At 65.3% G+C, this 18480-nt stretch carries 17 protein-coding genes, 1 tRNA gene and 1 other RNA gene; 9 read left to right on the forward strand and 10 right to left on the reverse strand.

The annotated features are described in order from the left end of the window. Positions 1-95 precede the first annotated feature (95 nt). Positions 96-857: an Rv3717 family N-acetylmuramoyl-L-alanine amidase gene (locus tag MYCSM_RS29250; protein ID WP_015309798.1), complete on the forward strand. Its 762-nt coding sequence runs from the start codon at positions 96-98 to the stop codon at positions 855-857. Here MYCSM_RS29250 and MYCSM_RS29255 read toward each other — a convergent pair. Next, complete coding sequence (locus tag MYCSM_RS29255) at positions 854-1294, reverse strand: SRPBCC family protein (protein WP_015309799.1); 441 nt, start codon at positions 1292-1294, stop codon at positions 854-856. The two genes, MYCSM_RS29250 and MYCSM_RS29255, sit on opposite strands and share 4 nt — an antisense overlap. A 64-nt stretch (positions 1295-1358) precedes the next feature. Between MYCSM_RS29255 and MYCSM_RS29260 the strand changes: the two genes are divergently transcribed. Both MYCSM_RS29260 and MYCSM_RS29265 read left to right on the forward strand, forming a co-directional pair. Beyond that, the gene (locus MYCSM_RS29260; protein ID WP_015309800.1) at positions 1359-2738 is read left to right on the forward strand and encodes an FAD-binding oxidoreductase; all 1380 of its coding nucleotides are present in this window, start codon (positions 1359-1361) and stop codon (positions 2736-2738) included. Continuing rightward, complete coding sequence (locus tag MYCSM_RS29265; protein ID WP_015309801.1) at positions 2735-4045, forward strand: class I SAM-dependent methyltransferase; 1311 nt, start codon at positions 2735-2737, stop codon at positions 4043-4045. The genes MYCSM_RS29260 and MYCSM_RS29265 overlap by 4 nt, the downstream gene beginning before the upstream one ends. A 28-nt stretch (positions 4046-4073) precedes the next feature. On the opposite strand, the gene MYCSM_RS29270 is transcribed toward MYCSM_RS29265, so the two are convergent. The 3 genes from MYCSM_RS29270 to ffs form a co-directional block, all read right to left on the reverse strand. Further along, positions 4074-5969 (reverse strand): DNA polymerase III subunits gamma/tau, encoded by a 1896-nt coding sequence (locus MYCSM_RS29270; RefSeq protein WP_015309802.1) that lies wholly within the window; start codon positions 5967-5969, stop codon positions 4074-4076. Positions 5970-6018: 49 nt separating this feature from the next. Further along, positions 6019-7293, reverse strand: a complete 1275-nt coding sequence (locus MYCSM_RS29275; protein ID WP_015309803.1) for an aminotransferase class I/II-fold pyridoxal phosphate-dependent enzyme — start codon at positions 7291-7293, stop codon at positions 6019-6021. A 27-nt stretch (positions 7294-7320) separates the two neighbouring features. After that, positions 7321-7415, reverse strand: an RNA gene (gene ffs, locus MYCSM_RS35445) — signal recognition particle sRNA small type. A 104-nt stretch (positions 7416-7519) separates the two neighbouring features. Here ffs and MYCSM_RS29280 point away from each other — a divergent pair. The 4 genes from MYCSM_RS29280 (at position 7520) to MYCSM_RS29295 (ending at position 10732) form a co-directional block, all read left to right on the forward strand. Then, a tRNA-Ser gene (locus MYCSM_RS29280) sits at positions 7520-7605 on the forward strand. 92 nt (positions 7606-7697) lie between these two features. Next, positions 7698-8447: a hypothetical protein gene (locus MYCSM_RS29285; RefSeq protein ID WP_015309804.1), complete on the forward strand. Its 750-nt coding sequence runs from the start codon at positions 7698-7700 to the stop codon at positions 8445-8447. Between the two features lie 176 nt (positions 8448-8623). Next, entirely contained in the window at positions 8624-9643 is a 1020-nt protein-coding gene (locus MYCSM_RS29290; protein ID WP_015309805.1) for a S1C family serine protease, read from the forward strand. An 18-nt stretch (positions 9644-9661) separates the two neighbouring features. Then, the gene (locus MYCSM_RS29295; protein ID WP_015309806.1) at positions 9662-10732 is read left to right on the forward strand and encodes an NAD(P)H-dependent amine dehydrogenase family protein; all 1071 of its coding nucleotides are present in this window, start codon (positions 9662-9664) and stop codon (positions 10730-10732) included. On the opposite strand, the gene MYCSM_RS29300 is transcribed toward MYCSM_RS29295, so the two are convergent. The 3 genes from MYCSM_RS29300 to MYCSM_RS29310 all read right to left on the reverse strand — a co-directional run bounded on the left by MYCSM_RS29300 (position 10729) and on the right by MYCSM_RS29310 (position 12870). Continuing rightward, positions 10729-12018, reverse strand: coding sequence for a serine hydrolase domain-containing protein (locus MYCSM_RS29300; protein ID WP_015309807.1), 1290 nt, complete (start codon positions 12016-12018; stop codon positions 10729-10731). The two genes, MYCSM_RS29295 and MYCSM_RS29300, sit on opposite strands and share 4 nt — an antisense overlap. 50 nt (positions 12019-12068) lie before the next feature. After that, complete coding sequence (locus MYCSM_RS29305) at positions 12069-12509, reverse strand: hypothetical protein (RefSeq protein ID WP_015309808.1); 441 nt, start codon at positions 12507-12509, stop codon at positions 12069-12071. Positions 12510-12636: 127 nt separating this feature from the next. After that, positions 12637-12870 carry a hypothetical protein gene (locus MYCSM_RS29310; protein ID WP_015309809.1) on the reverse strand — a complete coding sequence of 78 codons (234 nt, stop codon included), beginning with the start codon at positions 12868-12870 and terminating at the stop codon, positions 12637-12639. Between the two features lie 341 nt (positions 12871-13211). Between MYCSM_RS29310 and MYCSM_RS29315 the strand changes: the two genes are divergently transcribed. Then, positions 13212-15224, forward strand: a complete 2013-nt coding sequence (locus tag MYCSM_RS29315) for a serine/threonine-protein kinase (protein WP_015309811.1) — start codon at positions 13212-13214, stop codon at positions 15222-15224. Here MYCSM_RS29315 and MYCSM_RS29320 read toward each other — a convergent pair. Beyond that, entirely contained in the window at positions 15221-15457 is a 237-nt protein-coding gene (locus MYCSM_RS29320; RefSeq protein WP_041312830.1) for a cutinase family protein, read from the reverse strand. The two genes, MYCSM_RS29315 and MYCSM_RS29320, sit on opposite strands and share 4 nt — an antisense overlap. Before the next feature lie 137 nt (positions 15458-15594). On the opposite strand from MYCSM_RS29320, the gene MYCSM_RS29325 reads away from it, so the two are divergent. After that, positions 15595-16299 carry a cutinase family protein gene (locus MYCSM_RS29325; RefSeq protein WP_232425689.1) on the forward strand — a complete coding sequence of 235 codons (705 nt, stop codon included), beginning with the start codon at positions 15595-15597 and terminating at the stop codon, positions 16297-16299. Positions 16300-16366: 67 nt separating this feature from the next. On the opposite strand, the gene MYCSM_RS29330 is transcribed toward MYCSM_RS29325, so the two are convergent. Together MYCSM_RS29330 and ligD are read right to left on the reverse strand one after the other, a co-directional pair. After that, positions 16367-17431 carry a threonine aldolase family protein gene (locus tag MYCSM_RS29330; RefSeq protein WP_015309813.1) on the reverse strand — a complete coding sequence of 355 codons (1065 nt, stop codon included), beginning with the start codon at positions 17429-17431 and terminating at the stop codon, positions 16367-16369. Continuing rightward, positions 17428-18480 carry a non-homologous end-joining DNA ligase gene (ligD, locus tag MYCSM_RS29335; protein WP_015309814.1) on the reverse strand — a complete coding sequence of 351 codons (1053 nt, stop codon included), beginning with the start codon at positions 18478-18480 and terminating at the stop codon, positions 17428-17430. Before ligD ends, MYCSM_RS29330 begins: the two co-directional genes overlap by 4 nt.

Raw genomic sequence — 18480 nt, forward strand, 5'->3', positions numbered from 1 at the left:
GTGTTAGTTGCAGATGGGTCTCGACTTGGTTGCGCTCATCGGTAAGCGGCGGTTCGGGCTTTCAGCCTAGTCGGCCGTGCAGCTACCGTGGCGCCGTGCACGTCCCAGCCTTTCTGCGTGTCGGCGCCGCCGTGGCCACCGGTCTACTCGTCGCCGCGTCGACGCTCGCCAGCGCCGCCTCCGCCGCCCCAGCCAACATCGCCGGGATGATCGTCTTTCTCGACCCCGGCCATAACGGCTCGAACGACGCCTCCATCGGCAAGCAGGTGCCCACCGGCCGCGGCGGCACCAAGAACTGCCAGGAGACCGGTACTTCGACCGACGACGGCTATCCCGAACACACCTTCACTTGGGACACCACCCTGCGCATCCGCCAGGCGCTGACCGCTCTCGGCGTGCGCACCGCGATGTCCCGCGGCGACGACACCGGGCTCGGCCCGTGCGTCGACGAACGCGCCGCGATGGCCAACGCGCTGAGCCCCAACGCTATCGTCAGCATCCACGGCGACGGCGGACCGCCCACCGGCCGCGGTTTCCACGTCCTGTACTCGTCACCGCCGCTGAACCAGACACAGGCCGGCCCGTCGGTCCAGTTCGCGCAGACCATGCGCGACCAGCTGCAGGCATCCGGCTTCGTGCCGTCGACCTACACCGGCTCCAACGGGCTCGACCCCCGCTCGGACATTGCCGGCCTGAACCTGGCTCAGTTCCCGTCGATCCTGGTGGAACTCGGCAACATGAAGAACCCCGTTGACTCCGGACTGATGAAAACGCCCGAGGGCAGGCAGAAGTACGCCGATGCCGTCGTTCGCGGTATCGCGGGCTTCCTGGGCACCCAGCCGCCGCGGACCAGCTAGCGGGTCTCGACCTGTTTCTTGAGATTCTCCAGCACCTCACCCTGGATCTTGCGCAACCCCAGCGGCGCGAACGTCTTCTCGAAGAAGCCGCCGATGCCGCCGGCCCCCTGCCACGACGTCTTGACCGTGACCGACGACCCCTGCCCGGCCGGCGCGACGGTCCAGTTGGTGATCATCGACGAGTTGGCGTCCTTCTCGATGACGGTGTGACCTGCCACGTCGACGTCGGCCTTGACGTCGCGCACCCGCGATTTCGTCGCCTGCAGCTTCCAGGTCGCGACAGTGCCTGCGCCCTGACCACCCTCGAGCACCTGGTACTCGCTGTAGTGCGAGGACAGGATCTTCGGGCGCACGGTCGCATAGTCGGCCACGGCCGCCAGCACGCGCTCCGGCGGGGCGTCAATCAAGACGGTGCTGGACGCGCTGACCTGTCCCATGAGATAGCTCTCCTTGCCTGTCGGTGCGGTCGCATCGGCAGCGACCGCGGACTAGCGTATATCCGTGTTTGTTGAGGGGAGCGACGCACAGGCTGCTCACGCTGCGGGCGTGCAGCGGCTTCTCGCCAGTTACCGCGCGATTCCGCCGAGCGCCACCGTCCGGCTCGCCAAGCCCACGTCAAACCTGTTCCGCGCACGGGCCAAAGCCACCGCCAAGGGGCTGGACACCTCGGGGCTGACGGGCGTCATCGCCGTGGACCCCGAGGCGCGGACCGCCGACGTGGCCGGCATGTGTACCTACCAGGATCTGGTCGCGGCCACCTTGCCGTATGGGCTCTCGCCGTTCGTCGTGCCGCAGCTGAAGACCATCACGCTGGGCGGCGCGGTCACCGGGCTTGGCATCGAGTCGGCGTCGTTCCGCAACGGCCTGCCGCATGAGTCCGTACTGGAGATGGACATCCTGACCGGCACCGGCGAGGTGCTCACCGCGTCGCCCGACCAGCATGCCGACCTGTATCGGGCATTCCCGAATTCGTATGGCACGCTTGGCTATTCGGTCCGACTGAAGATCGAGCTGGAATCCGTCAAACCGTTCGTTGCGTTGCGACACTTGAGATTCCACTCACTGGACGACTTGGTCGCGGCCATGGACCGCATCATCGAGACCGGCGGCCACGACGGCGTTCCTGTCGATTACCTCGACGGTGTGGTGTTCAGCGCCGATGAGAGTTACCTGACGCTTGGCTTCCAAACCGGCACACCCGGCCCCGTCAGCGACTACACCGGTCAGCAGATCTACTACCGCTCCATCCAGCACGGGAATGGCGAGAAGCACGACCGGCTCACCATTCACGATTACCTGTGGCGCTGGGACACCGATTGGTTCTGGTGCTCGCGTGCGTTCGGCGCGCAGGACCCGCGGATTCGCCGACTCTGGCCGCGGCGTTTCCGGCGCAGCAGCTTTTATTGGAAGCTGATCGCCTACGATCAGCGGTTCAACATCGCCGACCGCATCGAGAAGCGCAATGGCCGGCCGCCGCGCGAACGCGTTGTGCAGGACGTCGAGGTGCCCATCGAACGCACCGCCGAGTTCCTTGACTGGTTTTTGGCCAACGTGCCGATTGAACCGGTGTGGGTGTGTCCGCTGCGGTTACGCGATGAGGGTGGCTGGCCCTTGTACCCGATTCGCCCACACCACACCTACGTCAACATCGGTTTTTGGTCGTCGGTGCCGGTCGGACCGACCGATGGGTATACCAACAGGATGATCGAACGCAAGATCAGCGGCCTCGATGGTCACAAATCGCTGTATTCCGACGCTTTTTATTCCCATGATGAGTTTGACGAGCTGTATGGCGGGGAGGCTTACAAGACCGTCAAGAAAACCTACGACCCTGACTCACGGTTGCTAGATCTGTACGCGAAGGCGGTGCAACGGCGATGACGACATTCAGAGATCAGTCACATGCGCCGGCCAGGAGACTCACGCTGGCCGAAATTCTGGAGATCTTCGCGGCAGGTCAGCTGCCGCTGAAGTTCACCGCGTACGACGGAAGTACGGCCGGGCCGGACGACGCTGCTGTCGGCCTGGACCTGAGGACACCGCGCGGCACCACGTATCTGGCCACTGCCCCCGGCGATCTCGGCCTGGCACGCGCGTATGTGTCGGGCGATCTGGAACCGCTTGGCGTGCATCCCGGTGATCCCTACGAGCTGCTGAAGGCGCTCGCCGACAAGATGGACTTCAAGCTGCCACCCGCCCGGCTGCTGCCCAATATCATTCGCTCGATCGGCTTCGAACACCTCAAGCCGATCGCGCCACCGCCGCAGGAAGCACTGCCGCGCTGGCGTCGCATCGCAGAAGGACTGCGGCACAGCAGAATCCGTGACGCCGAGGCAATTCACCACCACTATGACGTGTCAAACACGTTCTACGAGTGGGTGCTTGGCCCCTCGATGACCTACACCTGCGCGTGCTATCCGCACCCGGATGCGACGCTGGAGGAGGCGCAGGAGAACAAGTACCGATTGGTGTTCGAGAAGCTGAGGCTGAAGCCGGGCGACCGGTTGCTCGACGTCGGCTGCGGCTGGGGCGGCATGGTGCGCTACGCGGCGCGCCACGGCGTCAAGACCATCGGCGTCACACTGTCGAAAGAACAAGCGGCGTGGGCGCAGCAGGCGATAGAGGAACAGGGCCTGTCAGACTTGGCCGAAGTGCGCCACAGTGACTACCGCGATGTTCGCGAATCCGGCTTCGACGCGGTTTCGTCCATCGGCCTGACGGAACACATTGGCGTGCACAACTATCCGGCATACTTCCGGTTCCTCAAGTCGAAGCTGCGCACCGGCGGGCTGCTGCTCAACCACTGCATCACGCGCCACGACAACCGGACTGGGGCTAGCGCGGGCGGTTTCATCGACCGCTATGTGTTCCCTGACGGCGAGCTCACCGGCTCTGGGCGCATCATCACCGAAGTCCAGGACGTCGGCCTCGAAGTCGTCCACGAGGAGAACCTGCGCCACCACTACGCGTTGACGCTGCGCGACTGGTGCCGCAATCTCGTCGAACACTGGGACGAGGCGGTCGAAGAGGTCGGGCTGCCCACCGCGAAGGTGTGGGGGCTGTACATGGCGGGCTCGCGCGTCGGCTTCGAGACGAATGTCGTTCAGCTGCACCAGGTTCTGGCGGTCAAGCTGGACTCGCACGGCCACGACGGCGGCCTGCCGCTGCGTCCGTGGTGGACGCCCTAGCCTCGACTGCGCTCAAGCCGAGCGGACGTTAGCCGCCGTCGATACGACGAGCGCCCAGCTCGGTTTGCAGTAGCTCCAGCGCAGCCTCTTCGGGGTCGCGGCGCGTCACCTCGGAGGTGTCGTTGCCGGCCTCGGCCAGCATGTCCTCTTCTTCGTCGTCGGCTGGCTTAGGCGCTGACGGAGCGACGCTCTCCGGCTCGGGAGCGGCAACCGGCGGCGCGGCACCCGCTTCACATCGGATCTTCCAGTCCACACCAAGCGCGTCCTTGAGCGCCTCCCGGATGACATCGGAATTGCGTTGTTCCACAAGTCGTTTCGCCAACGGCGTCGACTCGTGACTGAGCACCAGCGTGTCGCCCTCGACCGCGCGCACGATCGCGCCAGCCAGCATCACGTCAATGGTGCGGCTGCGCTGACGAACCTTCTCGCGCACTGTGCTCCACATGCTGCGTACCGACGCCGCATTCAGCTCGCCACCAGCTGGACCAACCGTCGCGGCAGGGGCTTCCACCACGGGGTCGGACGGCGGCCGCACCGGTGGCGGCGACGGAGGTGGTGAGGGCGGCGGTTCTGGTTTCGGTTCGGGCGCAGCCGCTGGCTTCGCCGCCGCCTCAACCTCGTCGTTCGGTGCGACCTCAACCCTGGCCGCCGCCGCGGGTTCTGGCTTGGGCTCGGCAGCGGGAGTGCGCTCATTCTTGCTCTTGCGAGCGTATTGCTTCGGCGGCGCGAGCGACGCCGACGACACCGCGGCCTCCCCCGCCGGGATCGACATGTCCAGCCGCGTCTCGATGCGTTCGACACGTTGCAGCAGCGCCCCTTCGGTGTCGCTGGCCGACGGAAGCAGCAGCCGCGCGCACACCACCTCGAGCAGCAGCCGCGGTGCGGTGGCGCCGCGCATCTCGCCGAGCCCTGCGTGCACCACCTCGGCGTACCGGGTCAGGGTTGCGGTGCCGATCTTCGCGGCCTGCTCGCGCATCCGCTCCAGAATGTCTTCGGGCCCGTCGACCACGCCGCGGGCAATCGCGTCGGGCACGGACTGCAGCACGATCAGGTCGCGGAACCGCTCGAGCAGGTCGGTGGCGAACCGGCGCGGGTCGTGGCCGGCGTCGATGACCGCCTCGACCGCCCCGAACAACGCCGCGGCGTCACCTGCTGCCAGCGCGTCGACAGCGACGTCGATCAGCGCGACGTCCGTCGCGCCGAGCAATGCCAGCGCGCGCTGATAGTCCACCCGGTTTGCATCGGCCCCAGCCAGCAGCTGGTCGAGCACAGAGAGCGTGTCGCGGGGTGAGCCGCCGCCAGCCCGAATGACCAACGGGTACACCGCATCGTCGACCGAAACGTCCTCCGCCGAGCAGATGCGTTCGAGTAGCGAGCGCATGGTCCGCGGTGCCAGCAGCCGGAACGGGTAGTGATGAGTGCGCGACCGGATGGTCGGCAGCACCTTCTCCGGTTCCGTCGTCGCAAACACGAAGATCAAGTGATCCGGCGGCTCCTCGACGATCTTCAGCAACGCGTTGAAGCCGGCTGTGGTGACCATGTGCGCCTCGTCGACGATGAAGATGCGATAGCGCGACTGGGCAGGTGCGTAGAACGCGCGGTCACGAAGCTCGCGGGTGTCATCGACACCGCCATGGCTGGCCGCGTCGAGTTCGACGACGTCGACGCTGCCCGGTCCGTTGGGCGCCAGCGCGACGCAGGAGTCGCACACGCCGCAGGGCGTGGGTGTCGGCCCCTGCTCGCAGTTCAACGAGCGAGCCAGGATGCGCGCCGACGATGTCTTGCCACAGCCCCGCGGCCCCGAGAACAGATAGGCGTGGTTGATGCGGCCAGCGGCCAGCGCCGTGGAGAGCGGTTCGGTGACGTGCTCCTGGCCAACTACGTCGGCGAAGGTTGCCGGTCGGTACTTCCGGTAGAGCGCCACGCTCAGCAGGCTACCGGCGTGGTGTGACGAACCGGGGCCGGGTGATCCATCAGGTTCTCAGGAGCGACTCGGTCGCCGACAGCAGCGCGCACGTGGCAAGGCCGTCGATCGCGTCGCGCAGGTCGGGCAGGCCGGGGAACGACGGCGCGATCCGGATGTTCTTGTCCTCCGGGTCTTTTCGGTACGGGAACGCCGAACCCGCCTCCGTCACCGCAATGCCTGCGTCCTTGGCCAGCGCGACCGTGCGCTTGGCCGTGCCGGGAAGCACGTCGAGGCTGACGAAGTAGCCACCCTTGGGGTCGGTCCACGACGCGACCTTCGATTCACCGAGACGATTCTCGAGAATCTCCTGCACCAACGCGAATTTGGGCGCCAGCACCTGCTGGTGGCGCTGCATCTGCAGGCGGACTCCGTCGGCGTCGCCGAAGAACCTCAGGTGCCGCAGCTGGTTCACTTTATCGGGGCCAATGGACTTCTTGCCCGCGTACTGCAGATACCACGCGATGTTGCCCAGCGAGCCGGCGAAGAAGGCGACGCCTGCGCCCGCGAACGTGATCTTGGACGTCGACGAGAACACCAGCGGCCGGTTCGGGTTACCCGCGGCCTCGGCCAGGCCCAGTACATCGACCTGCTTGACGAACTCGTGGCTCAGGGTGTGCACGGGGTAGGCGTTATCCCACATCAACCGGAAATCTTTTGCCGCCGTTTGCATTTGCACCAGCCGGCGGACCGTCTCCCAGGCAAACGTGACACCGGTCGGGTTCGAGTAGACCGGCACACACCACATGCCCTTGATGGCCGCGTCGGAGGCGACGAGCTCCTCGATCAGATCGACGTCGGGGCCCTCCTCGCGCATCGGCACGGGAATCATCTCGATGCCGAGCGTCTCGGTGATCGCGAAGTGCCGGTCGTACCCGGGCGACGGGCAGAGAAACTTGACGGCGGGCTCTTTGAGCCACGGCTGAGCAGAGTCAACACCGCCATGCAGCATCGAGTACACGACCACGTCGTGCATCAGCTCGAGGCTCGCGTTGTTGCCCGCGATCAGATTTTGCACCGGGATGCCGAGCAGCTCACCGAAGATGGCGCGCAGCTCAGGCAGGCCGTGCAGGCCGCCGTAGTTACGGGTGTCTGTGCCGTCGCCATCGCGGAAGTCATCCCCGGGCAGGCTCAGCAGGGCATTGGACAGGTCGAGCTGCTCTGGCGACGGCTTGCCGCGGGTGAGGTCCAGCTTCAGCTTCTTGGCCTGCAGGTCGGCGTAGTTGCGGGACTGCAGCTCATGCTGTGCCTGCAGTTCCTCACGGCCAAGAGACAAAAACGACACGGCGCGCCTTTCGATAGGCCGTGAACAAGAAGGGGACCCCGCGCACCCGCCAGAGCCCATTGACCCTTGCTGCCTTCCGGCCCTGGGGGAGTTCACAGGATAGACGCCGCGCGGGGTCCGTAGCGAGTGTAATACCCGCCCGCCGGCGGCCAGGAGCGGAGTGATCCGGCGAGGGGCACCGTCCGACTCGACGGGCACATCAGGACGGTCGGCTACCATAGCCCGCGGAGGATTCGCCTAGTGGCCTATGGCGCTCGCCTGGAACGCGGGTTGGGTTAATAGCCCTCAGGGGTTCAAATCCCCTATCCTCCGCACTCGGCCCGGGGTGCGACTTTCGGGTCGCACCCCGGCCAAATAAAGCGATAAGCGCTCGCGCGAAGAGCCAATGAGCGCGTAGGAGGAGTATGAGCCGCACCGTTGCGGTGGTTTGGCACGCGTCGTTTTCTATCGCCGCCGGTGTCCTCTACTTCTTCTTTGTCCTGCCGCGGTGGTGGGAGCTCTCTGGCGACACGTCGCACACGCTCGGCACTGCGTTGCGCATCGTCACCGGGGCGCTCATCGGCCTTGCCGCGCTGCCGGTGGTGTTCACTCTGCTGCGCACCCGTCGACCGGAGTTCGGCACGCCGCAGATGGCGCTGCGACTGCGCACGTCGTCGATCGCGCTCCATGTGTTTGCGGGGGTGCTGATCCTGGGCACCGCGATCAGCGAGATCTGGATCAGCCTCGACAGCGCTGGGCAGTGGTTGTTCGGCATCTACGGCGCGGCCGCAGCCATCGCGCTGCTCGGCATCTTCGCGTTCCACCTGGCGTTTGTGGCCGAGCTGCCCCCGCCGCCCCCGAAACCGATCAAGCCCAAGAAGGCCAAGCAGGGCCGCCGTCGTCGGCGTAAGGCCGAAGACGACGAAGCAACCGAGGTCGAAGACGAGGCCACTGAAGAGTCCACCGAAGACGAGGCCGAAGACAGCTCGGAGTCGGACATCGAGGGCACAGCCGGCGAGAAGGCCGCCGAGGTCACCGCCGAAAGCACGGAGGCCGCAGAACCGGAGTCGGCGGCCGAGGAGCCGGAATCCGCAGCGGAGGACGAACCCGAAGCCGACGCCACCAATGGCGGGTTGCGCAATCGCAGGCGCAGGCGGTTACGCGTCCGCGGCTGACGGCCATGACGAATTGGACGCGACTCCTAGTGGTGCTGATCGGATTGGCACTGATGGGTTGTCACGCCGGCGGCCGACCCCATCGCATTGAGGATTACCGCGCCACCGTGGTTATAAAGAAGCCCTGACGACGCCTTCGAGGATTTAGCGGGCGGCAGTTCGGGCACTATAGGCAGATGCGCATATCTCCCAAGCGCCGTCTGGCGCCGGCATTGCTGACCGTGCTCGCCGCGGTCCTGGCCCTCGTCGCGCCTGCGACAGCGGCGGCCGCACCGGTGGACATCGCCGCGGCGGCGGCCGCAGTTGAGCCGGCCGTCGTCCAGGTCACCACGAAGATCGACTACCAGCAGGCGATCGGAACCGGCACCGGGATGGTCATCGATCCTGGCGGGGCAGTGCTGACCAACTACCACGTCGTCGCGGGCGCCAACACCATCACGGGCACCATCGGCGGGCGCGATTACCCCATCGACCTCGTCGGCTACGACCGCAAGAACGACATCGCGGTACTGCAGCTTCGCGGCGCGGGTGGGTTGCCGGCCGCCCCGATCGGTGATTCCAGCCAGGTCGTCGTCGGTGAGCCGACCGTCGGGCTCGGCAACGCGCGCGGAATGGGAGCACCGCTGACGCATGAGACCGGCCCGGTGACGGCGCTGAACCGCACTGTCAACGCCGAAGACGCGTTGACCGGCAGCTCGGAGGAAGTCAACGGCTTGATCGAGGTGGCCGCCGATGTGCGGCCTGGCGATTCCGGCGGGCCACTGGTGAACGGCTCCGGACAGGTCATCGGCGTGGTCACCGCCGCGACCGTGAACTTCCAAATGGGCCCTGCCGGCAAGGGTTTCGCGATACCCATCAATGCCGCGATGGCTGTGGCAAATCAGATCCGCTCCGGCGCGCCGTCGGCATCCGTTCATATCGGACAGCCCACGCTGCTGGGTGTCGGTGTCGGCACTCAGCCACGCAACGGTGGCGGGATCATCGTCCGCGACGTGATGCTCGGCGGGCCCGCAGCACAGGCAGGGTTGGCCATCGGTGATGTGCTGACGGGCCTCGACGGAACGTCGCTGGACTCGGCCACGACGCTGACCTACGTACTGGACCGGCACTATCCCGGCGATGTCGTCGACCTGACGTGGATCGACCGCAGCGGCCAGCAGCGCACGGGCAAGGCGACTCTGGTTTCCGGCCCCTGACCGACCTATGCTGAGCGAGTGCTCAACACCACTCCTCATCGCGTTGTCCAGTGGACGACGGGAAACGTCGGCAAAAGCTCCGTAGCGGCCATCGCTGCCAACCCCACACTTGACCTCATCGGCTGTTACGCGTGGTCGACGGACAAAGTCGGCCGCGACGTCGGAGAGCTGGCCGGCATCCAGCCGCTCGGCGTCACGGCCACCAATGACGTCGATGCGCTGCTGGCACTCAAGCCCGACTGCGTCGTCTACAACCCGATGTGGATCGACGTCGACGAGCTCGTCCGCATCCTTTCGGCGGGCGTCAACGTCGTCGCCTCTGCGTCCTTCATCACCGGCCGCAATCTCGGGGACGACAGAGCCAAACTCGAAGATGCTTGCCAGAAGGGCGGATCGACGCTCTTCGGCTCCGGCGTGAGTCCCGGATTCGCAGAGTTGCTCGCGATTGTCGCGGCGACATCCTGCGATCGCGTCGACAAGATCACCATCGCGGAGTCTGCCGACACCACCCTCTACGACTCACCCGACACCGAGCGACCGTGTGGCTTCGGCATGCCCATTGACGATCCCGACCTGCAGCCGATGATGTCGAAGGGCACCGCGGTGTTCGCCGAGGCGGTACAGCTGGTCGCCGACTCACTCGGGGTCGAACTCGACGAGATCAAGTGTGTGGCCGAATACGCCCAGAGCACTTCGGACGTCACCATGGCGTCATGGACCATTCCCGCGGGCCACGTGGCGGGCGTCTTCGCCAGCTGGCAGGGAATTGTCAACGGCAAGACCGTCATCGACATCAACGTCCGGTGGAAGAAGGGCCACACGCTCGAACCGGACTGGAAGCTGGACGCCGATGGTTGGAAGATCACGATCGACGGCCGTCCGACTGTCAACATGCAGGTCGGCTTTCTTCCGCCACAGGACATGATCGAGAACGCGAAGTCGATTGAGGACTTCTTCGTCCTCGGGAAAATCATGACGGCGATGCCGCCGATCCACGCCATCCCCGCCGTGGTTGCCGCGCCGCCGGGCATCGTGACCTACAACGACCTGCCACTGCCACAGGCGAAAGGCGTTGTGCCGCAGGGCTAGCGGCGTCCAGCGAGCCGCTTCTTAGGCTCCTTTTGATTGGCATCGCGATAGCGCGCACCGTATCTCGGCACCGCAAGGGCGCCCGCGTGCCGCGCCGCGGTGATCGCGTTGCGTAATGGCCGAGCAAGTCCGGCGAACGACGCCATGTCGAGCACCATCGGTGTCAACAACCGGTTGTGTACGAACGCGAACGCCGCGCCCGACGCCGGGTCGGCCCAGCCGAGGGTGCCACCAAGTCCGAAGTGACCAAAGCCCTTGAGCAGTCCGGGGATCGGCGATTCGTGATAGCCCAGATGGAACGGCATCGGTACGACGATGTTGAGGTCGGGCCACGGCTTCGGGTTTCCGATCAATCCCTGCGCCAGGTCGCTCGACAGGAATTGGGTGCCGTCGATCCTGCCGTCGTTGGCGATCGCCGCGTACATCTTGGCCAGACCGCGGGCGGTGACGACGCCGTTGGCGGCAGGCACCTCGCCGTCGAGGAATGGAATATCGCCCTGCACAAACGATTTGATGCCGGGAAAGAACATCGCCCCGAACGCGCCAGAGAGCGGCAGCCCTGCCACCTTCGGTGCGACGAAGTTGAACACTGGATTGCCGCGGGTGCTTTGTGGCGCAAGGATTTGCGCGACCTTGGTCGGTGAGCCAGCGGGCGGCCGGCCCAAATGCAGACCGTCGGTGTCGAGAGGGCGGGCCACCTCATCGCGGATCAGTTCACGCATGCCCTGACCGGTCACCGCACGGGTCAACCCGGACAGAATCCAGCCGTACGTCAGCGCGTGGTAGGCCGGCCAGCCACGCAGACGGTCGACCGACGCAGCGGCCAGCCGCTGCTCCATCAGCTCGTGATCGAGCAACTCGTCGCGGCCCACTCCCTTCAGGTGTGACAGCCCGGATCGGTGCCGCAGCACATCGCGGATCGTGATGGCGTCCTTGCCGTTGGCGCCGAACTCGGGCCAGTACGTCGCGACCGGCTCGTCGTAGTCCAGCAGGCCGCGGTCGACCAGGCGGTGAATGACCGTCGCCGCCACGCCTTTCGTCGCCGAGAACACCATGGCACCGGTGTCGCTTGTCCACGGCTGTTCCCCAGCGCGGTCGGACCAACCCATCCAGACGTCGACGACCGGCCGTCCGTCGATGTACACCGAAAGCGCGCCGCCCCCGAACCGCTTTCCGGGGAACAACCCCGCGAAGACACGAACGACATTGGAAAACCGCGAATCGGCCGCCCCCTGAACTCCGCGGGGCAGGCCTTCTTCAGCGCGGAGCAGCGACGCCTTTGTCATAGCGCTAACAATGCTTGCAGGACGCCGCCACGCGCGGGGAATCGCAAGACTCAGCCCACCACTTGCAGGACGACGGCTTGCAGTCGGGCCGCGGGAGGGCCTTCGAGCACCACATCCTTGAGGATCTTCGCCTGGTTGCCCTCGACGGTGAACTCGCCGGGCTGCGGCAGGTCGCCGCCTTGCACCTCATATTTGACCGTGAACGGGGTGGTCGGCAATGGATGGAAGCCAATGTATTTCGGCTCGATCGTGTACTTGTACACGCAGCCCGGGCCAGGATCACAGTTCTGCTCGGTAACCACCACGTTGATCGTGAACTCCTTCGGTGTCGGCACCGATGGCGGCGGTGGGGGCGGCGTCGTTCGCGGCGTGGAAACGGGCGTCGCAGGCCTGGTGTGGTCACCGAAGATCAGCGCCGCCGCAATGCTGATACCGCCGATGAGCATCGCGACGATCGCGAGCGCGGCGAGCAACTTGCGGATGGTCTGCATCGGGCCCAGGCTACTTTGGCCCTGGTTGCCGGTAGCTCATTTCAGCGTTGAGCCGCAATGCTTCCGCTCCCGCGTGCGGGCGCAGATATCGACGGGGTTCTTCGCGTTGTCGATATGCCGGAACTCGTCACTGAAGAATGAGTCGCTCCACTGCCCCGGCACCGGGCGGCGGGCCGACGAGTATCTGGTTCTGGGTGGCGTTGTCGACCCCGATTGGTGTGAGCGCATCGCGCGTGATGCGCTCATGGTTCTGGATGTAGAAGGCCTGCGCATCCGGGACGGGCAACCCGCCCATCGCAGCGATCACGGCTATCGTCGTGATGACCAAAACGCCCGGCCGGAGTCGGCAGAAAAGCCTCATCACAGATCACCCCCAATGATCTACGCCAGCTAAGTGCTTGATGATCGGAATTCTTGCAGCGCGGTGGAGGGAACATGATCGAATCGGCAAAACGTCGGCGCAGCTTCGCAAATGCCACGATTCGCAAGTACCGATGCAAATCGATATCGGGTTGGCAGATAGCAAATTTCGCCACAAGCGTCTGGTGGTGGTCATTTCGCCCACAAGCAATAGCCGGGCTAGCTACCAACGCTGACCTCAACTCCGGCGGCACAACCGCCCCCAATACCCGTTGCACGGCGCAGTGACGGACTTATGGTGATGGCTGTGAACCTCAAGGTTTGCTGTCGGGCGGAGGTGTTGTGAGCGGCACGCCGTTCGGCCGATACGAATTGATCGAGTTATTGGGCCGCGGCGGCATGGGCGAGGTCTGGAAAGCCTTCGACACGGCAACGCAGAGAGTCGTGGCCGTCAAAGTCCTCCCGCCGCAGCTGGCCGCCGACCCGACGTTCGCGCAGCGTTTTCGTCGCGAGGCCTTTACCGCTGCGGGGCTGAACAATCCACACGTCGTCCCGATCCACAACTTCGGGGAGATCGACGGTCGGCTTTATGTCGACATGCGCCTAATAGAGGGAGAAGATCTCGAGCACGTACTGACGCACGGCCCGTTGCGGCCGGAGCGGGCCGTGAAGATCATCGAGCAGATTGCATCAGCGCTCAACGCCGCTCACCGAGTCGGGCTGGTGCATCGCGATGTCAAGCCCTCCAATATCCTTGTCGCAGAAGACGATTTCGCCTATCTCATTGACTTCGGCATCGCCCGTGGAACCGGCGAGACCAAATTGACGGCAACCGGCAACGTCGTGGGCACCTGGCCCTACATGGCTCCTGAGCGTTTCACGACCGGCCAGGCCGACGCCCGTGCTGACATTTACGCGCTCGCCTGTGTGTTGTACGAATGCCTGACCTCCAGTCGGCCGTTCCCGGGTGACAGCGTGGAGCAGCAGATCGCCGGCCACCTGACGACTCCACCGCCACGGCCGTCGATTACCCGTCCGGGGTTATCACCTCGATTAGATACTGTCATCGCCACCGGGATGGCCAAAGATCCGAGCGGGCGATACGGCACGACCACAGAGTTGGCCCGCGCGGCCCGAACGGCGGTCAACGCGGTGATCCCCGTGCCTCCGGCCGGTCCGAAGCACACGGCTGTTGGCGTCGCGTCGTCGTCCCCAACCGAGGTCCACACACACGCGCAGACCGGCAAGGCTTCGGCGCCCACCCAAGCCCGTCCAGCCGAGCAGGCGGACGAGGCATGGGTACCGACGCTGACCGGAGAGCCCGAGCATGTCAAGAAGGCCTGGGCGCCAACACAAGCCAGTCCCCACGACGTGGTCGGCGAAGCCCCACCGTCCGAGCCTGGCAGCACTGGGCCGCCTCCGGATACCGCACCCGCTCCGTTGCGGTGGTGGCGACGGAAGGGCATTGTGATCCCAGCCGCCGTGATTCTGATTGTTGTCGCAGTTGTCACCGTCTTTATCACCGTGAGCGGATCCAAGCAAGAGTCAACAGGCCCCCTTGACGGCACCTTCGCCGTCGAGTTCGGCTCTCCGACAACGCCTAACGGTCAGCCGCAGCAGAACGCACCGGGTGGAAGCGAGACGTGGGTGATCAGATCGGCGTGTCGCCCCGCATGCGTAGCGACCGCGTCAAAGGTCAGCGGAACTCAGTCCACACCGTCGACATTGGTGTTCGACGAGATCGACGGACGCTGGCTGGCGGTCGGCGCGAAGTCGGGAGCGTGCGAGAACGTGCAGACCGACATATGGCAGACCGTCAACCTGCGGCCACAGCCTGACGGAAAGTTGCAGGGCGAGTTCATCGTTCGGTCGACGTCCGGTTGCGCCCAGAGTCAGCAGGTGACATTCACCCGCACCGGAGACGTCCAGAAGCACACGCCGATCGCCGACCCCGCCGCTCAGCCACCGCGGGTTGCATCGCCCGCGGGCGCGTTGCGCGGCCGGTACCAGGAGACCGACACGTACACAAACGGCGGCCGCAGCGCCGAAGCCACGTTCGACATTCAGACGGACTGCCTTCGCACCGGCGAACGCTGCCTGAGCTGGTGGCGCAATCCCGATTACACGAAAGTTACGGTCTACTCGCAGAGCCGGTGGGTCCTGACGAATACGACATACGACTCCCCATGCGAGAACGGCGGTCGCGGTCGGAGCGAAAAGAGCCTGGAATATCCGCTGCCCCAGCCGGCACAAGATCCGGTCGTCCTCCTCACCGGACGGGGCCACTACATAGTCACCGGCGATTGTCCGTATGACAGCGACTTCGATTCCCGCGTCCAGCGCACCGGGGACTAGACCAGTCCTGCGACGAACCCCGCGGCTTGGTCGGTGCCACCGGGGACGTACTGGTGATGCGCCGCCGTGTTGTCCATATCGCCCTCGCCACGTATCGGATCGTTGCCATTGCACAAGTCGATCGTCTTCGACCCGTACGCGGGGCTGAGGCCGTTCAACGGACCGAGCAGCCCCCGCCGCCAGGGTGGCGGCGCAAAGCCGGAGCGCGATCCGACGTGGTCGCGCCACGTCATTGGTCACCCATCGATAGGCAGACGCCATCAGCGTCGCGCGCGGTTGCGGAAGTGTGATTACGCATCACCCCAGTTCCTTGCACCTGCAACTAGATTCGGTCTGTTCCTTTCCTGCCACGATGTGTCAGCATTGGGACGTGAGCGCACACGCCGTCGTGTGTTTTGTGGGTTCCGCGGTGGTGACAACGTGGGCGGCCCTGTGTGCGCCCTTCGCCATTTCATCCGCATTCGCCGCCGCTTGCCCCGACGTCGAGGTCGTATTTGCCCGCGCCACAACAGAACCGCCCGGTGTCGGTCAGGTCGGGCAGGCATTCGTCGACTCCCTACGCTCACAGGTCGGTGGCAGATCCGTCGCCGTGTACCCGGTTGATTACCCCGCCACGGAAGACTTCGCCAATTCGGCATCAGCAGGGGCTGACAATGCCAGGGCCCACGTCGAGTCCACCGTGACGAACTGTCCCAATACCCGAATCGTGCTCGGTGGCTACTCGCAAGGCGCGCTGACCATCGATCTGATAACCGCGATCCCGGTATCGTTCGCCGGGTTCACTCCCGCACCGATGCCACCCGAGCTGGCGAATCACGTTGCAGCGGTGGTGGTCTTCGGCAATCCGATGGACAGATACGTCGGGGCACCGCTGACAGCGGTGAGCCCGCTCTATGCGGACAAGGCCATTGACTTGTGCGCCGCTGGCGATCCGATCTGCTCGCCCGGCGGCGGTATGTCGGCGCCGACCCATGACGAGATGTTCTCCGATGCGCACCTGTCCTATGTGCGATCGGGGATGGCCAGTCAAGGCGCGACGTTCGCTACGGGGCGGGTCTCGCCGGCAGGCATGTGAGCAAGTAGCGACCGAGCCGCCAACCAGCAGGCGCAGTAGCTAAAGCGGCGCGCTGAATTCGTCCTGATTAACGCGCCATCTCCTCCTCGAGTGCCACGACGAATGCGTCGACATCGGCCTCGGTGGTGTCGAACGAACACATCCAGCGGACGTCCCCGGCCGCCTCGTCCCAGAAGTAGAACCGGAATCGCTTCTGCAGCCGTTCGCTGACTTCACGCGGGAGCCGGGCGAAGACCGCGTTTGCCTGCACCGGATACAGCAGCCGCACCCCCTCGACGGCGCGCACCCCTTCGGCGAGGCGTTTCGCCATCTGGTTGGCGTGCCGGGCGTTGCGCAGCCAAAGGTCCTTGGCCAGTAGCGCTTCCAGCTGAACCGCGACGAAGCGCATTTTGGAGTGCAGCTGCATCGAGAGCTTGCGCAAATGCTTCATGTGGCTGGCCGCACCCTGATTCAGCACCACGACCGCCTCGCCCAACAGCGCGCCGTTCTTGGTGCCGCCCAGTGACAGGATGTCAACGCCGGCCTCGGAAGTGAATGCGCGCATCGGAATATCAAGTGCTGCACCCGCATTGGCGATCCGTGAACCGTCCATGTGCACTTTCATGTTCCTGGCGTGGGCGTGCTCACAGATCGCGCGGATCTCGTCGGGTGTGTACAGCGTGCCCAGCTCGGTGCTTTGCGTGATCGAAACGACCTGCGGCATCGCCCGGTGCTCGTCGGCCCAGCCCCAGGCCTGTCGGTCGATCAGCTCCGGGGTGAGCTTGCCATCGGCCGTCGGCACGGTGAGCAGTTTGAGCCCACCCATCCGTTCGGGCGCGCCGCACTCGTCGACGTTGATGTGCGCGGTGTCGGCGCATACCACCGCACCCCAACGATCGGTGAGAGCCTGTAGCGCAACGACATTCGCACCGGTGCCGTTGAAGACGGGAAAGGCCTCTGCGGTGGGGCCGAAGTGGTCACGAATGATGTTTTGCAGGTTCTCGGTGTACGCGTCGTCACCGTAGGCAACCTGGTGCCCCCCGTTGGCAAGCGCGAGAGCGGCGAGAATCTCCGGGTGAACGCCTGCGTAGTTGTCACTGGCGAAGCTGCGAACATCCGGGTCGTGGCGTCGTTGAGCATCGGTGTGGTTCACCGGCTCACCGGGTTGCCCTCGTCGTCCCAATTCGCGGCCACCTTTTTGCTCGGTTGCACCCGCGGCGGCTCGCCCGGCATCTTCGGATAGCTCGGCGGGTACGGCAGATCGCCGAGCCCACGCTCCTCGTCGGCCTTGACCATCTCCATCAGTGGCTCTAATGACTGGGCCACCGAATCGATTCCCTCCCATGGGTCGTCGCGGCCGGCGACGAAACCGGGTGCGGTGGTGATGGTGTAGTTGTCGGGGTCGGCGTCGCGCAGCTCATCCCACGTCAACGGCATCGACACCGTCGCGATCGGCGTCTTGCGCGCCGAATACGCCGACGCGAAGGTGCGGTCGCGGGCGTTCTGGTTGTAGTCGATGAAGATTCGCTTGCCACGCTCTTCTTTCCACCATGAGGTGGTGACCGCATCGGGTGCCCGCCGCTGGACCTCTCGAGCCAGCGCGATACCCGCCCGCCGCACCGCGATGAAATCCCAATCCGGCTTGATGCGAAGGAAGATGTGCACGCCGCGACCGCCGGATGTCTTCGGATAGCCGACCAGGCCGAGTTCGTCGAGCACCGGCTTGAGCACGTCGACGGCTATTGCGCGAGCCTCCTTGAAAGCGGTGCCCGGCTGCGGATCCAGGTCGACGCGAAGTTCGTCGGGATGCTCGGTGTCAGCGCATCGCACCTGCCACGGGTGCAGCGTGATGGTGCCCATCTGCGCGGCCCACACGATCGCCGCCGCGTGAGTCACCTTGAGCGCGTCCGCAGTTCGGCCCGACGGGAACGTCACCACACAGGTTTCCAGATAATCCGGCGCGTGCTTGGGGATTCGTTTCTGATAGATCTCCTCGCCCTCGATGCCGTCGGGAAAGCGCTGCAGATGTGTCGGCCGGTCGCGCAGCGCCGTGAGCATCGGACCACTCGCGACGGCAAGGTAATACTCGACGAGCTTGCGCTTGGTGCCGTCGGAGCCCAGCTTCGGGAAATACACCTTGTCAGGATTGGTCAGCCGGACCTTGACCCCGTCGACGTCGATTTCTTCTGCCGGTGTTGCCAT

This window comes from Mycobacterium sp. JS623, assembly GCF_000328565.1.
GTDB lineage: Bacteria > Actinomycetota > Actinomycetes > Mycobacteriales > Mycobacteriaceae > Mycobacterium.

What these genes read in the sequence shown, in the direction of transcription:
- MYCSM_RS29310 (WP_015309809.1), bottom strand. Translation starts at nt 12,870, where the DNA reads ATGAGGCTTTTCTGCCGACTCCGGCCGGGCGTTTTGGTCATCACGACG.
- MYCSM_RS29285 (WP_015309804.1), top strand. Translation starts at nt 7,698, where the DNA reads ATGAGCCGCACCGTTGCGGTGGTTTGGCACGCGTCGTTTTCTATCGCC.
- MYCSM_RS29300 (WP_015309807.1), bottom strand. Translation starts at nt 12,018, where the DNA reads ATGACAAAGGCGTCGCTGCTCCGCGCTGAAGAAGGCCTGCCCCGCGGA.
- MYCSM_RS29265 (WP_015309801.1), top strand. Translation starts at nt 2,735, where the DNA reads ATGACGACATTCAGAGATCAGTCACATGCGCCGGCCAGGAGACTCACG.
- MYCSM_RS29255 (WP_015309799.1), bottom strand. Translation starts at nt 1,294, where the DNA reads ATGGGACAGGTCAGCGCGTCCAGCACCGTCTTGATTGACGCCCCGCCG.
- MYCSM_RS29305 (WP_015309808.1), bottom strand. Translation starts at nt 12,509, where the DNA reads ATGCAGACCATCCGCAAGTTGCTCGCCGCGCTCGCGATCGTCGCGATG.
- ligD (WP_015309814.1), bottom strand. Translation starts at nt 18,480, where the DNA reads ATGGCAACACCGGCAGAAGAAATCGACGTCGACGGGGTCAAGGTCCGG.
- MYCSM_RS29320 (WP_041312830.1), bottom strand. Translation starts at nt 15,457, where the DNA reads ATGACGTGGCGCGACCACGTCGGATCGCGCTCCGGCTTTGCGCCGCCA.
- MYCSM_RS29290 (WP_015309805.1), top strand. Translation starts at nt 8,624, where the DNA reads ATGCGCATATCTCCCAAGCGCCGTCTGGCGCCGGCATTGCTGACCGTG.